The following is a 15473-nucleotide window of genomic DNA, read 5'->3' on the forward strand; positions in this document are numbered from 1 at the left end:
ACGGTATTTTTTACGTGAGATATAGAGTATAAGTAGCTATGAAGCTAACCTTGTAATATTTTTGTTTAAGCGAACGGAGATAAAATAGCGGAGGAATATCCTATTTGTGCAAAATTGATGAATAAAATTGATGAATAAAATTGAGATGAAATTGATAAGTGTAAACCACTAAACGTTGAACACTTTTCGCTAATAGTTTGTCATCCTTCGAGGCTAGGCTATAACCGGTAAATAACTCACTAGTTATCTAAGGTATACGATGCAAATATTTCTTCATAACGACCATTCGCTTTTAATTCTTTAAGGCCTTTATTGAAGCCATTTCTGGCTTTTTTATCATGAAAAATAATATTATTAGGGCTTGCTCCAAAGAGTGGAAACTTATCTACTAATAAATGGGTATTGATTTGTCCTTCTTTTTGAATTTTAGCTCGGTAATGTTTAAATATTTGTAGGTCTAACTGGATGATATCGAAACGTTCTAGATATAACATTTTAACCTGTAATTTTTGATCATGATTCTCTAGATAAAGCGGTTTTTTGTTGGCCATTACGGCATACTCTCCACCCAAATGTGTTTTTGCGCCTTGCCAAGATAATAAAGATTATGAAGCTAGCTCATTCAGGTGAGTAAATTTATAATTATGCTTTTTTAATGCGAAGGCAAAATTTTCGTAAGCATAAGCTTCATCAGATAAGAAACCGGTAAGGTTTTCTTTGGTCATTGTTTTTAAGTTCATGTCACAAGCCGCATCAACATCTTTAGCTCTGAATGATGTTATCCGGCGAGCGTATGGATAATAAATGGCTTCTCTTACTAAGGTTATTATTATACCGTCGTTAGTTTCAGGCATTACCCAAGGTGTAAGAGCATCACCAAAGGCAATAGTGATTTTTTGTTGAGCAAAGGAAGGCAGGGTAAATAACAAACTGATGATTAATAAAAATAGTTTTAGCGGCATATGTTAGTTAATAAGGTAATAAATAAGTAAAATAAGTACAGACGAAAAATAGACGAAAAATAATTTTTCACTGGTGTTTATCAAACAAGTAAATTTTTGCTGACACGATACGTCTGAACTAGGTGACTTTACTTTTAAAGCTTTAGCGGCGTATATGCTATACTTCCGATAAGTTAACCGCTTTTTATTCTTAACAATTTATCTCTAACTACAAGGCTTGCTATGAAATTAACAGCTTTTCAGTCAAAAACATTATTGATACTTATCCCCTTAATATTATTATCATCGACAGCGATTTATTTCTATGGCGCCAATGAAACTACTTTGCCAAAAATGACAGTACAAGAGAAAAAGGCTCGCTTTAAAAATTTAATTATTCCTGCAATAGACGAAGTTTATGATGAACTTATGGTTCAATATCTTGACGTTTCAGAGTCACTTAAGTCAGGTAGTGATAACGATATGATAGAAAAACTGAAAATAGAATATAAAGCCAAAACTGATAACGAACTGTTAATGGCGCTTAAACCTCACCCTAAAAGTATTGCTATTGCACAAGCGGCAATGGAGAGTGCTTGGGCAACCTCTCGTTTTTTTAATAAAGCTAATAATATTTTTGGTGTTTGGTCATTTGATGAAGATGAACCTAGAATCGCGGCACTGAAAAAAAGGGGAGATAAAACCATTTGGTTAAAAAAATATCCTTCTGTTAAAGCTTCGGTAAGAGGTTACTATCGAACCCTTGGGCGTAGTGCCGCCTTTAAAAAGTTTAGAGAATTGCGACTAAAAACTGATAACCCCTACTCTTTAGTTAAAAAGTTAGACCGTTATTCTGAGAAGGGTGCAGAATATGGTGATGAATTAACCTCTATTATAAAGTTTAATAAATTTAATACTTATGATTAACATACGGTTAAATTTATCAATGTCGTCATACTAATAAAACAATAAAATTGACGGGTGCTGCTAATAAATACAAATCAAAAATTGGCGTTTATTTATAAGGTTACGCCATTTTTTGCAGTGAATTTGCTTCTTTTCCTTTCATCGACAAGCGCCCGTTATTAAATATTCTGATCAGTTTCCGCTTTTTATTCAAGGGAGGCTGATTTAAAGCATGCTGAAGTAGGTATTCGTTATCTTCATCGTGCTCAATTTTATTTTTTGTTATCCTGCATAATACCTGCTCAACGTTATCCCCATTACTCGTAAAGACTTCAGCAAAGTTTATATCTTAGCTCCCCTTTATAATTCTGATAATCGATAGGCATTTAACCGTGAATCTAAGCAGGTTCTCAAACGATAAATTTATCTGGCGCAGACAAATTTCTGCTGTGGTTACTTCGAAAAAAGGATTCTGACAACACATTGCATGAATCTTGTGTCACTCTATCTCAAAACCTTGTAAGGGTAACTTTATTATATTTGAGCTTATAGGGTTTTGAAGTATATATTTGCGCTAATATATCTTTAACAACACTTAGGATACAAAACCCCTTAGCTAGAAAAATTTTAAAGTGGCCTAAGGTATCAGTGTTACCCCTTGATGTTTAATCATTAGCCTAAAAGCACCGGGAGTTATCCCGTAGCGGCGTTTAAAGTGCCGGTAAAAATGACTTAGATTACTAAAGCCCGAAGCAAAAGCAATTTCGGTTATATCGGTGTTGGTACTAGCAAGGTTTTTAGCAACGGCATCACAGCGCAGTTTTAAAAGGTATTCAATAAAACTGAAACCGGTGTGCTGGCGAAATTGGCGAGCAAAATGACTTCTTGATAGATTAACTTGCTTTGCCACCTTATCTAGAGTGATATCCATAGTGTAATTATTGTTGATCCAATCTTGAGCATTGGTCATTCGCAAAGATGATTGTGCATTTGCTTGCTGCTCGTAACCGGCATTGCTGATATGGTTCAGTAATAGTCGTAAGTAGAGATTTTCTTTTAAACAAACATTTAATGGTGAGCTCGATATGGGTTGTATTTCGAGTTCATTGGCAATTTTTTGCATTCCTTGCGTGCTGTGCTGGCTGCTTGAATTGAGATTGTTTGTTAGAAATCCTCCTTTAGATAACGTTTTTAAATACAAACTGTTGGCGGGTGTTGACAAGTTATCAAAGGACGGGGGAGCAATACATGCAAACAGTAATTTTGTTTCGATGTTTTTATCTGTCGTGATTGAATGTTGATATTGAGCAGGGATAAAAACGGAATGTCCGCTTAAAAGTTGATGGCTTTCGTCATTAATCGTTATGCTTACAGCACCTTTTAAACAAACGACAAACTCATGAAGGTTATGCTGGTGTTGCTCGATATCTCGACGTAATACAACACTGGAGGTCCAAAGCATCAAAATAGTCCGATAGTATAATTATGTGGTTCAATCGTATGCGACGCTGGGCAATAAAGCTATTAAAATAATATATACTTAGCACTATTGTACTATTGATTGCGGTCATCACGAATAAATCTTGATAGCGATTTATAGTACAATAGTTGGCTTTAGGCTTTTATCTTAATGGGGAAAACTATGATTGTTGTACACCACCTTAATAATTCACGTTCGCAGCGGGTGCTTTGGGCTTTAGAAGAGCTTGGCGTAACTTATGACGTTAAGCGTTATGAGCGAGACCTAAAAACAAATTTAGCGCCTAACACTTTAAAGAAAGTACATCCATTGGGTAAATCTCCAGTGATCACTGATGGTGGCATTACTGTTGCTGAGTCTGGAGCCATTATTGAATACCTTGCACAAACTTATGGTGGTGATGATTTTACTCCCGATATTGGCACAGAAGCACATCGCCAGTATATTTACTGGTTACATTTTGCTGAGGGAACATTGATGCCACAATTATTACTAAAAATTATCTTTGAAAAAATATTGAAAAGTACGATGCCATTTTTTGTTAAGCCAATTGCTAGAGGGATTGTGAAAAAAGTAATGAAAGGCTATGTTGGGCCAAATATTACCGGGAACTTAGACTTTATCGAAAGCCATTTAAAAAATAATCAGTGGTTTGCTGGAGAAGAATTATCGGGTGCTGATATTCAAATGAGTTTTCCTCTAGAGGCTTGGGTTGCCAAAAGTTCAAATGATAATAACTACCCAGAAATTACCGCTTACGTTAAGCGTTTTCAAGCCCGTTCAGCCTATCAAAAAGCCCTTAAGTCTGGAGGCAATTACGATTATGCTTAATAACGACTTATCATTATGGCGTTGTTAATGTTTGGATATTTACCCGGGATGATTATTCATTGTAGCTGTTACTGATAGAATAAATTCAGCTACAATCAATCTTCATCAGCAATATATAGAGAAAAAGGCCAATAATCTCTTGAAAATTTTAAAAATCAGTCTGTTTATACTGCTAAGCGTAGTCGTTTTATTTACCAGTTATCTTTATGTTAATCAAGCAGCTGATAAGTCTGTCGCTGAACTCAGCAAGCGCTGGGCTGCTGAACCATCACAATTTATGCAGATTGCCGGTATGAATATACATTTAAGAGATGAAGGACCAAAATCAGATGAAGAGCCTATTGTCTTAATTCATGGTACGAGCGCGTCACTGCATACATGGGATGGCTGGGTTGACGAACTAAAAAAACAACGCAGAGTTATTCGCTTTGATTTACCTGCCTTTGGTCTGACCGGCCCCGATCCTAAAAATAATTACACTATTGAGCATTATGCTGAAGTTGTTATTGCTGTGTTAAATAAGTTAAAGGTTAAAAAAAGTGTATTAGCAGGTAACTCTTTAGGCGGGTATATTGCTTGGGCTACCGCAGTGTTATATCCAGAGCGAGTCTCTCAAATAATTTTAGTCGACGCGAGTGGCTATCCTTTTAAGTCTGAATCTTTACCCTTAGCCTTTAAATTGTCTAAAAATCCAATAACAAGCCGGTTATTAAAAAATGTTTTACCTAAATCATTGGTGAAAAAAAGTGTTGAGAATGTTTATGGAAACCCTGACTTAGTCACCGGTGAATTAGTTGACAGGTACTATGATTTGGCGCTTCGTGAAGGAAATCGTAACGCTCTAAAAGAACGCTTTAAGCAGACGGTACCCGGAGATTTAGCCAAAAAAATCTCAACAATAAATGTACCAACGCTTATCATTTGGGGAAGAAAGGATAAGCTCATCCCCATCAAGCTTGCGATGAAATTTAAGAAAGATATTATCAACAGCCAATTAGTTATCTTTGATGATTTAGGGCATGTACCTCACGAAGAAAACCCTCAGGCAACAGTAGCAGTCGTTAAACAATTTTTACAAGATAATAAGTCTCAATAATCATTGCTATAACGCCAACTGGAATTTAGTGTAAGCCATTAACGATATCGTTAATGGCTTTTTTGTAGTAGATAGCGACCAATATAAGACGTTGTAGCTCACTGTCAAAGCGCTTATCTTGACGAGAACATAATTCAGTAACCACTTTAATTACCTTTGAGTAGTTGCTTGTGGCTAAGGGCTGTTGTTTACTTTCAATCTCTATTAAGGCCAATAATGCGGTAAGTTCGTGCGGCGCTAGCGAAATTAAACTTTGATTAGACGATAAATAAACTTCAATGGGGGTTAAATTTTCGAGGTCACGCTGGCACAGTGCATCACGTAAGGTATTATTGCTGCCAAATAACATCATTGAACGTAAATAAATAAAGGGTGGGGTATTGGCGGCTACTTTATTGCCAGCGAATAAATAATGTAAAGCATTGCGCTGTCTGTGATCTGTTTTTGTAAAGTTGTCTTGTACCTGAAGGGCAGGGGTAAAAAAACTCAATGTGTCGTTTGTTTTAATTTGTGCGATAAGCGCAACAGGTAAAATTTTACTGGCTATTAATGTCGTGGTTAATTGTTGATAAAAATCAAACGATGCGACTTGCGCTATTCCCTGTTGAAATAGATAAGCTAATTGAATGATATTTTCTGACTCACTTGAAGCTAAATAATGTTGGCGTAAATCATTATCGTCATCTGCTGACAATAAAGCGATGAATGTCTGCATATTTTCCTTCATTGTAACCCTTGTTTAATACAAATAATTGGCTCAGTGTATACTCTAATTGTTTTGTTGTGTGGTATTTTTAAATAATAAAATTGTTGCAGCTATTATCGCTTGGTAAGCCAAGTTATTAAAAACCTCAGGCGATGTTTAAGCGTTATTATCATAAGGCTTATTGACAGTTTTTAGGCGTTAGCTAACCGGTTAGCATTATCTGCACTCAGTGTTTACATCGACGCTTTTTATCACACGGAATAGAGAAAACCTGACTTTTATTATCCTTCAATACTCTTTGTTTTTTTTATTAATTTACAATGGAAGTTAAACAGCTGTTTTTCGCCATATCTAGCTAAAACAAGTGGTGCATAGTTGATATATAATCTATCAAGTAAATTTTACCGCCTTATCCAAGTAAATAATGTAAAATAGCCTGACTTTTATCGGGTCAATGGGCTGCTTTGTCTACATTATTATATGCACCTTGTTAAAATTATTTTTGTCCCCGTTATTTTAATGTCTAGTGACTGGCTCGCGCTTTTAGCAATGACTTATTGTTAAGCGCCTAAAGTAAGTGTTTTATTTACAGAAATTTAGCCGGGCTTTTCAAGTAATAGCCTGATCTGTTAACTAAGCCTTGATGTCAGTGGTGATTGCGACTAAGTTACGCTCAAGCAACTTGCTAAGCACGCCTCTTCCAGTAAATGATTGAATTAATCACTATAAGTAGATCCTATGAGCAATACTTTTACCAAACTTGTTAGCCAATTAACGCATTCATTAGAGCAAGAAGACGATCAAGAGCTGCTGATTTCAATAGAGAAATACCATCCGGCTAAATTGGGTAGATTACTCGAATCACTACCCAATAAATATCGCGATGATTTTTGGAGTTTGATCCCGGTAAATTACAAGGGTGAAGTCTTACTCTCTGTACACCGCGAACTGCGCCAATTTCTGATTAAAAAAACCAGCGAAGCTGATTTACTTAAATGTTTATCGACGCTTCAAATGGATGAGTTAGCCGACATTGATGCTGATTTACCATTACCTGTAGTAACCGCTATGGTTGAGGCCATGGATAGTCAGCGAAAAGAGCGTTACCAGACAGTGGCCTCTTTTCCTGATAATACAGCCGGCGGTATGATGGATGTTGACGCTACAGCGGTTAGAAAGGATGTTAGTCTTAAAGCCGTCTATCGGTATTTGTGTAAGTTAAGAAAAAAAGAAGGTATGTTGCCCGAACAACTTGACCAACTGGTTGTTGTTGATAGGAATAACAAGGTACAAGGAACCTTATATCTTAGTGATTTGGTTTCAATGGACAATAGCTTGTCAGTTGGCGACGTAATGAAAAATGATGTGCCCTTGATTGACTCGTTACAATCGGCCATTCAGGTTGCACAAATTTTCGAAGACCATGATTTAATCTCTGCGCCCGTTGTAGATGAAAATAATTTTTTGTTGGGGCGAATAACGGTTGATGATGTTATCGATGTGCTAAAACATAATTCAGAGCAGCGTTTATTGGCCTCCGCCGGCCTTAATGAAGAACTTGATATGTTTGCCCCTGTTTCTCATATTTCTTTTAATAGAGCTATTTGGCTGGGCACCAATTTAATCACCGCCTTTGTTGCTGCTTGGGTCATTGGCTTTTTTGAAGCATCAATAGAGCAACTTGTCGCGCTCGCGGTACTAATGCCCGTAGTGGCAAGCATGGGAGGCGTTACAGGTAGCCAAACGTTAACTGTAGTTACGCGCGGTATTGCACGCGATTTAGTCAGTAGTGCCAATATTGTTTCGCTAACCATTCATGAATTAAAAGTCTCTTTTATTAATGGCATATTATGGGCTGCAGTGGTCTTTTTAATTACTATTTTATGGTATGACGATTGGCAGTTAGGGGGCGTTTTTGCGCTGGCTCTTTTTGTTGTGAGCCTTACTGGCACGCTTTCAGGTGCGCTTATTCCTATAATATTGAAAAAACTGGGTGTAGACCCAGCCATTGCGGGTGGTGTAATTTTAACAACCATAACCGATGCGGTTGGTTTTTTAATCTTTTTAGGTACTGCGACTTATATTTTGATTTAATTAGCCTTACTTTAATCATCAGCAGAAGGCCAATAAGCCGCACCCTGGTGCTTATGTAAACTACTTTTATCACTGCCGTCGAGAAAATTCGGTACTTTAGTGCCGAGTAGCTCATAAATAAGTTTGACTGTCCCAATTGGATTTACCTGTTACTATGGCTATTATTAACTTTAGTTAACAATGTACTTAATCACCCCCTGTTTAAGTACTTAATAACAAAACAGTGAATGACGAAAAAATAAACTGAGCGATTATCACAATGCTTTTAAACATTGATTCATAAGTCGATCCTATACTAAATTTTTATGAGAAATAACACTTGAACAACGTCCATATACCAACAGTTATAACTAAAACCTTATGGTTAATCCTGTTTTTTTTACCTCAGTTATTAATGGCTGAAGAAATAAGTGTCGCCACAAAAAAAGAAAAATCTATTCTAGAGAAAAGAGAACAAGCGCTTTTGCAAACAACCGCTAACCCTTTTTCTATTTCGCAACATAGATTAAATTACCTACTGCCAGTCTCCTATATTAGTAAGCCAGGTACTCGCACGGTTGAAGAGTTAACTAATGATAATGTTGATAATGTAGAGGCTAAATATCAAATTAGCATCAAGTTTCCTATATATTTACCAACGACTGATGCTTCAGGTCTGTACTTTGGTTTTACCGCAGTATCGTATTGGCAATTGTACAACAGTGAGGCATCTAAACCTTTTCGAGAAACCAATTACGAACCTGAATTATTTTACAGCTGGCAACAGAATCACAGCATATTAGGCTTTGAGTTTAATCAAGTTCAGTTTGGCATCAATCATCAATCCAATGGTCAAAGTGGTCTTTCATCGCGCAGTTGGAACCGAGTTTTTGCGTCGTTAGTGTTTAGTGACGAAAGTGCTTTTTATTATATAAAAGCTTGGCATCGACTAGCTGAAGATGAAAAAGAAACACCACTTTCTGTGATTGGTGATGACAATCCAGATATTACAGGCTACCTTGGGCATATGGAATTTGGTGTTGGTACTCAGCTAGGCAAATTCAACCTTTTCACTGCGGTGCGAAATAATCTTAAATTGAGTGATAATAAAGGTAGTGTCGAACTAAATCTTTCTTATTCATTGACTGAAGGTTATGACTTTTTGATACAGTACTTTAATGGTTATGGGGATTCACTTATCGACTATGACCGTCATCAACAACGCATTAGTTTGGGTATGCAAATGAAATTTTTATAAGTAATGCAACGCCATCAGGTGTAATTGCCCACTCTTGCTGAACCATTAATTGTTATCCCACGCTTAAGTTTGTCGAAAGTTTGGGCTGCAATGTTTAATAGTATAAAATCCCCCTCGCTTAAAGTTATGACTTTAAGCTTGCATCACTGCACCAGCCCATTATCCGGAAAAAATATCATGCGAGTCGCTGTTTCTCAATTTGCCACCACTTTGGATGTTCAAGAAAATCAAGTAACCTGCCTGCGTATGATAAATGAGGTGGCCGTCTGTCAGCCAGCACTCATAGTGTTACCTCAATTTTGTAATACACTTTTTTGCCATACTGAACCAGTGTACAAGGACCGTAGTCAGGCTTGGCATCAAGCTTTAGACATTGACGGTCCTTTTCTACTGGCTATTGCACAGCAAGCCAAAAAACATCACTGCTACATAGTCATAAACGTTACTTTAAGGCGAGATGCTGCAAGTAGCTGCTCACCTGAACAAAAAAAGGATGCGATTAAAGCCGGTGTTAGTATAACCACTTGTTTATTTTCGCCGTTTGGGCAACGCCTTGACCAAGTCGATAAACAAAAATTAGAAGGTCATGAAAATGATTTTTTTATTAATGCAAATCAGGCGTCTACGTTAACTTTAACGCCGCTAGCAAAAATTGGACTGCTAATGGGGAGCGACACGATGACCTTTAACACCTCTCGTGAATTAGCTTTACAAGGTGGGCAATTATTCTGTAATTCAATAAGCACATTTGCCCACGATCAAAGTCACTTACATGATCCAGCTCGAGCATGTGAAAATAAAGTGTTTTTGGCCACAGCAAATAAAATTGGTCGATTGTCAGCAACGGGCTCTCTAAGTGGCGCAGGTCATAGCCAAATAGTTTCTCCTGAGGGTAAAGTACTCGCTAAAATGAACCATAATGAAGCAGGTTTTGTATTTGCTGATATTGATTTAGAAAATTCAGCGATAGCACCAAATAACAAATGCCGACCTGATGGCACTGATGTCTTTATACAACGACGCCCTGAACTTTATCAAGCGCTAACATTACCGATAATCAAAGTGGCTAAGCATGTGAATAGTGACAAGGTTCCCGAAACGGCGAATGTCGCAATATTTGCAACCTATAAGTCTAATGAACAAGCCATTGAAGATGTTTGTTTTTACATTGAAAACAACCTCAGTGATATTATTCAATTGCCTGAGTTATTTTTTATTGCAGATAAAACCATAACGAATAATGCTGAGCAACTCGCCGATATAGCCTCTTTGAGTAAACAACTCATTATACAAATCAGCTCAGTACTTAGACCTTTTCAATATGTGTGTACTAGTTTAGTGATTGATGGCGCACATCAGGCGGTGTTAATAAGCGAACAAGGCTTATTGGCAACACAGCAGCAATTACACTTTTGCCAACGATACCAGTGGACACCACTTGGAGATGCGTTAACTCTTGTAGAATTACCGTTAGAGCAAGGTAATATCAAGCTTGTTATGCTAACAGCTGATGATGCCACCATACCTGAAATAGTCAACGTAGCGGCGTTGAATCAAGTTCACTTATTACTGGTGCCTTTTGAAATTCAAGAGCCAGGTGAGGTTGAATATTGCTTGTTATCGCGTGCCGCAGAAAATAGAATTTGTATTCTTGCCGCGAGTCGTGAACAGAGCTTCGCTGCGGGCTGCTTATCGGTCGATTCACATAGTGATAACGCCAATAAAAAGGCCAATAAAAAGAAACAAAAACTACAAAAGTCTACGGGGTTTATTGCCAATTTAAGCTCAGGCGCTACCTTAATATCTGAACGCATGTCAGCTAAATTTACTGGCTATATTAATCAACCATTGGTTAAACACCAACAGGGAAAAATTACCAAAGCATTAGTCCATCCTATTGCCAGTTGCTCTAAGTGATGGTGGGTGCTCACTAAGTATGAATGCACCATCATTGTAGGATTTATTGCCAGTGAATATCATTATTTTATTTTTTGTAACGTAAACCATAACCGATGGGGAAGAGTGGTTTGGTTTTATTTTTCTTCTTTTCTGCTGAGGTTTTTTTGGGCCAAGAAAAAGACAGCTTTCCCTGAAAGTTAAACTCGCCAAAGAGCATGTCACTAACACCTTGGCCTTCCGAGCCAGGAAGCCAAGCAGCAATGAATGCTGCTGACTTATCTAATTCGTCATTAATGATTAATGTTCTCCCTGAGATCAAAATAACAACCAGGGGTATGCCCTTATCACTAATATCTTTTATCAATAGATAGTCTTCTGGTTGTAACTGTTTTAATGCTAGTGAGTTACCATAGGGCGCTGAAATATTTACTTGACCGTTTATTTGTGACCCTGCTTCTATAATAAGGTTTTCACAATCTCTGATATCACCATGGCCTTCTGCATACGGGTACTCACCGATAACCACCACAGCGATATCATGATCTTTTGCCGATATTGCTGAAACATCATTATCACGGTTTAATACCGCATTGGGCGCAATTGCTGAAATACCTTGCCAGACAGAAGTGGCTCCCTCAAATTGATCGTTTCCTGATACACCTTGCCAATCAATGGTGAACCCCCCGCACTGATGACCAATATTATCAGCATTCTTACCCGTAACTAAAATACGAGCCTGCTTTTTTAAAGGCAGTGTGTTTTTCTTGTTTTTTAACAGCACAAGTGACTTTCTGACCGCTTCTCGTGCAATATTCCTATGCGCACTAGCACCAAAACTAACATCATTTGCCCAAATCCTTTCACTGGGACGAGGCGAATTAAATAAGCCGCTGGCAAACTTTATTGACAATATCCGGCGGACGGCGTCATTAATTCTTGATATAGGCACAGTTCCTAATTCAACATGGTTATGCAGATGGTGAATAAATTGCTGCCAGTTTTCGGGCAGCATAAACATATCGATGCCAGCATTAACGCCTTGAGCAACCGAGAGATAAAAATCATCACAGAGGTAATCAATACCATTCATGTCAGAAACAATGAAACCAGAAAAATTCAATTGTTGTTTTAGTACATCCGTGAGCAGATACTTATGACCATGGCACTTGTTGCCATTCCAACTATTAAATGACGCCATAACGGTCATTGCCCCCGCTTTTAAAGCGCTTATATAGGGGCTAATATGGGTATTGTTGAGTTCTTGCCAAGAAATATTAGCATCACCTTGGTCAATACCATGCGTTGTAGCTCCATCGCCAACCCAATGTTTGACACAAGCGATAACGCCTTCACCAGAAAGCTTTCCGTGAAGACCGTTGATAATTTCACTTGCGTATTGATTAATTAATTCTGGGGTTTCAGCGTAGCTTTCATAGCTGCGACCCCATTGATTATTTTGTGCAACAGCGAGGTTGGGTGCAAAGACCCAATCGACGCCACTCGCTAATACCTCTTTTCGTGTGACTTGTGCAATACGTGCTATTAAATCAGCATCGGCGGCAGCACCTAAACCGATATTGTGTGGGAAAATTGTTGCTCCCTTAAGATTATTGTGACCGTGTATGGCATCAACACCATAGAGTAAGGGGATTGCTAAGTGATTTTCGTCACTAACCATTGATGCTTGCCAATAGCTATCGGTTGTTTTTAGCCAACTGTTAAGGTCATTATTTTCGGGCAATGAACCAGCGCCACTCAATACCGAACCTAAATGGTACTTTCTGACATCATCGGGCGTACAGCTCAGTCGTTCCGCTTGGGTCATTTGTCCAATTTTTTGTGCTAATGTCATTTTTGACATTAGCTCATCAACTTGTTTCTTTATTGACGGCTGACTAAGTAGTGGCTGCATAGTATTGAGTTATCCTGACATTATTTAATTTCTTCATTTTGCCAATTTTATTTTAATGTCATTTGAGTGAGCTAAGCAGGCATGTAAAACGCTCTATCTACATCCTTAGCGTTGCTTAGTTGCTGACAAATATTTACAGGTATTACATCTCTCAAATGAAATTAAAAATATAAATTTAAACGGTTAAGTAATCCTAGCCCTATTATTTATAAATTAGTTTACTCTAACAGACTATTACGAATGTAAATTGATACAACTAAAATACGGTAGGGTGGACTTATTTTGAGGTTATTGGGATTTTATCAATTTTTCAGTAAAGACTTTTATTGGACTTTTGAGCCAGTAGAAAAAATTATATCAATTGAAAAAGCTCATTGTGACCATTTCATCGCCCCACAATGACCGACTCATCGTTTTTATATTGTTTAAGATTTACAATTATATAGTGTCAAATGACCTTTATAATTGAAACCTTTCACTAAATTTTAATTAGGCTAAAGTTTCATTCAATAATCATTTTTAACGGAATAGCGCTTTATGAGTACGCAAGAACATTATCAAACCGCGACTGAAGATAAAATTTCCACGCTAAGAAAAATTATCTATGGCTTTGGCGCTTTCGTAAATAACTTATTAGGTGCGGCAATTGGTACTATGACCATAGTGCTTAACTTGGGTTTAGGTATGAATCCAGCTTTAGTGGGTTTGTTAGGTGCATTACCTCGTTTGGTCGATGCCTTTACCGATCCGCTAATGGGGTATATTTCCGATCACACAAGATCAAAGTGGGGTAGACGCAGACCTTATATATTTTGGGGCGCTATTGTCGCAGGTATTACTTTTGCCTTGTTATGGCAATTACCGAGAGGCCAGAGTGAAGAATTTTACTTTTGGTTCTTTTTAATTGGTTCTATCATTTTTTATCTAGCCTATACTATTTTTGCAACACCATGGGTCGCATTAGGCTATGAATTAACGCCTGATTATCATGAACGTACCAGCATCATGGCTGTGCAGAATTTTATGGGCCAATTTGCGTGGTTATTTGCACCTTGGTTCTTACTGTTTATGCAAAATGAATCGCTGTTTAGCGATATGATTGAAGGTGCCAGTTGGTTGGCGGTAATTATTGGGCTATTTACTATTATTGTTGGTATTTTACCGGCAATATTTCTAACTGAACGCTTTACACCCATAGCGACTTCAAAAACGATTATTGACCCGAATGCACCACCAGTAAAACCAAGAAGCTTGAGTTATGCCGTTGCTGATTTCTTTAAGGGCTTTTTAATTACACTTAAATTTAAGCCTTTCCTTAGTTTATGTGGTGCAACCTTTTTAGTGTTCAACGGCTTTATGATGGTTTCAGCTTTCCAAAGTTACGTGATTATTTATTATGTCTTTGGCGGCGATCAAGCATTAGGTGCTGAATATGTCGGTTGGGCGGGTACGGTGTCATTTATTTCAACGTCTTGTGCTATTTTTATTGTTACTAAATTATCAAGCTGGTTAGGGAAGCGAAATGCTTTTTTCATAACCATTGCCATTTCTATCTTTGGTTATGCACTTAAATGGATTTGTTTTACACCGGATAATCCAATGCTAGTGATTATTCCACCGATATTTTTCTCTTTTGGTTTAGGCGGCTTGTTCACATTAATGGGATCTATGGTTGCTGATGTCTGTGATCTTGATGAATTAGAAACCGGTGAACGACGTGAGGGTATGTTTGGCTCAATTTATTGGTGGGTTGTTAAATTAGGCTTGGCTGCGGCGATGGCAGCTGGTGGATTTTTACTTCATGCAACAGGTTTTGATGTTGCGTTAGCTGGAGCTCAATCTGCTGATACGCTGTTTTATATGCGCTTAGCTGATGTACTTGTGCCTGTATTTTGTTCAGTGGTTGCTATTTGGATGGTCGCTACTTACCCGATTACTGAGAAAATGGCTCATGATACCCGTAGTAAACTTGAGGCACGTCGAGGAAAAATGGCGGCCGAAGTGAATGACTTAGATAAAAATACTGACGGTGCTACGCCAGCCTAAGGCACTTATAAATTGTATATCTACATAGTTAACCATGTAGATATACAAGCCGCTTTATTTTTGTGAGATCTTTATTTTTTAGTTAAAATAAATACGAAATAAAATAAAGCTATTGTTTTTAAATTATTGTTTTAAATGAAGTTAAAGTAATTTTTTGTATGGGTGATAACAAAAGCTTATCATGAGTATTTGTTTATATCCCTTATCCATTTCAACTTTTCCGATCCCCCCTTTGACCGTGTTTTGATGCTTTTTGACCAATAATTGTGCTAAAAATATTCAAGTCTGAACATGACTATTTTTAGGATGCTCGACAGTAAGATAA

General features: G+C 37.5%; 12 protein-coding genes. 7 read left to right on the forward strand and 5 right to left on the reverse strand.

Annotated features, from left to right (window positions below; translation table 11 throughout):
- Nucleotides 1-239: 239 nt before the first annotated feature.
- Together H4J66_RS11055 and H4J66_RS11060 are read right to left on the reverse strand one after the other, a co-directional pair.
- Nucleotides 240-551: a hypothetical protein gene (locus H4J66_RS11055; RefSeq protein ID WP_182174403.1), complete on the reverse strand. Its 312-nt coding sequence runs from the start codon at nt 549-551 to the stop codon at nt 240-242.
- 54 nt (nt 552-605) lie between these two features.
- Complete coding sequence (locus tag H4J66_RS11060; RefSeq protein WP_182174406.1) at nt 606-962, reverse strand: hypothetical protein; 357 nt, start codon at nt 960-962, stop codon at nt 606-608.
- Nucleotides 963-1184: 222 nt separating this feature from the next.
- On the opposite strand from H4J66_RS11060, the gene H4J66_RS11065 reads away from it, so the two are divergent.
- Nucleotides 1185-1868 carry a glucosaminidase domain-containing protein gene (locus tag H4J66_RS11065; RefSeq protein WP_182174421.1) on the forward strand — a complete coding sequence of 228 codons (684 nt, stop codon included), beginning with the start codon at nt 1185-1187 and terminating at the stop codon, nt 1866-1868.
- 616 nt (nt 1869-2484) lie between these two features.
- Here H4J66_RS11065 and H4J66_RS11070 read toward each other — a convergent pair.
- Nucleotides 2485-3309 carry an AraC family transcriptional regulator gene (locus tag H4J66_RS11070; protein WP_182174424.1) on the reverse strand — a complete coding sequence of 275 codons (825 nt, stop codon included), beginning with the start codon at nt 3307-3309 and terminating at the stop codon, nt 2485-2487.
- A gap of 180 nt (nt 3310-3489) precedes the next feature.
- Here H4J66_RS11070 and H4J66_RS11075 point away from each other — a divergent pair, with 180 nt between their 5' ends.
- Together H4J66_RS11075 and H4J66_RS11080 are read left to right on the forward strand one after the other, a co-directional pair.
- Entirely contained in the window at nt 3490-4158 is a 669-nt protein-coding gene (locus tag H4J66_RS11075; RefSeq protein ID WP_182174428.1) for a glutathione S-transferase family protein, read from the forward strand.
- A gap of 139 nt (nt 4159-4297) precedes the next feature.
- Nucleotides 4298-5254, forward strand: a complete 957-nt coding sequence (locus H4J66_RS11080) for an alpha/beta fold hydrolase (protein WP_259368466.1) — start codon at nt 4298-4300, stop codon at nt 5252-5254.
- A 25-nt stretch (nt 5255-5279) separates the two neighbouring features.
- Here the strand turns inward: H4J66_RS11080 and H4J66_RS11085 are convergent, their stop codons facing one another.
- Nucleotides 5280-5969, reverse strand: a complete 690-nt coding sequence (locus tag H4J66_RS11085; RefSeq protein WP_182174431.1) for a hypothetical protein — start codon at nt 5967-5969, stop codon at nt 5280-5282.
- Nucleotides 5970-6698: 729 nt separating this feature from the next.
- On the opposite strand from H4J66_RS11085, the gene mgtE reads away from it, so the two are divergent.
- From mgtE to H4J66_RS11100, 3 genes are all read left to right on the forward strand, one after another.
- Nucleotides 6699-8054: a magnesium transporter gene (mgtE, locus tag H4J66_RS11090; protein ID WP_070374140.1), complete on the forward strand. Its 1356-nt coding sequence runs from the start codon at nt 6699-6701 to the stop codon at nt 8052-8054.
- A gap of 319 nt (nt 8055-8373) precedes the next feature.
- Nucleotides 8374-9291 (forward strand): phospholipase A, encoded by a 918-nt coding sequence (locus tag H4J66_RS11095; RefSeq protein WP_259369109.1) that lies wholly within the window; start codon nt 8374-8376, stop codon nt 9289-9291.
- A gap of 24 nt (nt 9292-9315) precedes the next feature.
- Nucleotides 9316-11208 (forward strand): nitrilase-related carbon-nitrogen hydrolase, encoded by a 1893-nt coding sequence (locus H4J66_RS11100; RefSeq protein WP_259368468.1) that lies wholly within the window; start codon nt 9316-9318, stop codon nt 11206-11208.
- A gap of 67 nt (nt 11209-11275) precedes the next feature.
- Here the strand turns inward: H4J66_RS11100 and H4J66_RS11105 are convergent, their stop codons facing one another.
- Nucleotides 11276-13102, reverse strand: a complete 1827-nt coding sequence (locus tag H4J66_RS11105) for a glycoside hydrolase family 3 protein (protein ID WP_182174434.1) — start codon at nt 13100-13102, stop codon at nt 11276-11278.
- 537 nt (nt 13103-13639) lie between these two features.
- Here H4J66_RS11105 and H4J66_RS11110 point away from each other — a divergent pair.
- Nucleotides 13640-15148 carry an MFS transporter gene (locus tag H4J66_RS11110; RefSeq protein ID WP_182174437.1) on the forward strand — a complete coding sequence of 503 codons (1509 nt, stop codon included), beginning with the start codon at nt 13640-13642 and terminating at the stop codon, nt 15146-15148.
- The last annotated feature ends 325 nt before the right edge of the window (nt 15149-15473 follow it).

Origin of the sequence: Colwellia sp. MB3u-55, from assembly GCF_014076785.1 — a bacterium.
Lineage (GTDB): Bacteria > Pseudomonadota > Gammaproteobacteria > Enterobacterales > Alteromonadaceae > Colwellia_A.

Coding starts and splice junctions, on each gene's coding strand:
- H4J66_RS11060 (WP_182174406.1), bottom strand. CDS start 962: ATGCCGCTAAAACTATTTTTATTAATCATCAGTTTGTTATTTACCCTG.
- H4J66_RS11070 (WP_182174424.1), bottom strand. CDS start 3,309: ATGCTTTGGACCTCCAGTGTTGTATTACGTCGAGATATCGAGCAACAC.
- H4J66_RS11075 (WP_182174428.1), top strand. CDS start 3,490: ATGATTGTTGTACACCACCTTAATAATTCACGTTCGCAGCGGGTGCTT.
- mgtE (WP_070374140.1), top strand. CDS start 6,699: ATGAGCAATACTTTTACCAAACTTGTTAGCCAATTAACGCATTCATTA.
- H4J66_RS11055 (WP_182174403.1), bottom strand. CDS start 551: ATGGCCAACAAAAAACCGCTTTATCTAGAGAATCATGATCAAAAATTA.
- H4J66_RS11105 (WP_182174434.1), bottom strand. CDS start 13,102: ATGCAGCCACTACTTAGTCAGCCGTCAATAAAGAAACAAGTTGATGAG.
- H4J66_RS11065 (WP_182174421.1), top strand. CDS start 1,185: ATGAAATTAACAGCTTTTCAGTCAAAAACATTATTGATACTTATCCCC.
- H4J66_RS11110 (WP_182174437.1), top strand. CDS start 13,640: ATGAGTACGCAAGAACATTATCAAACCGCGACTGAAGATAAAATTTCC.
- H4J66_RS11085 (WP_182174431.1), bottom strand. CDS start 5,969: ATGCAGACATTCATCGCTTTATTGTCAGCAGATGACGATAATGATTTA.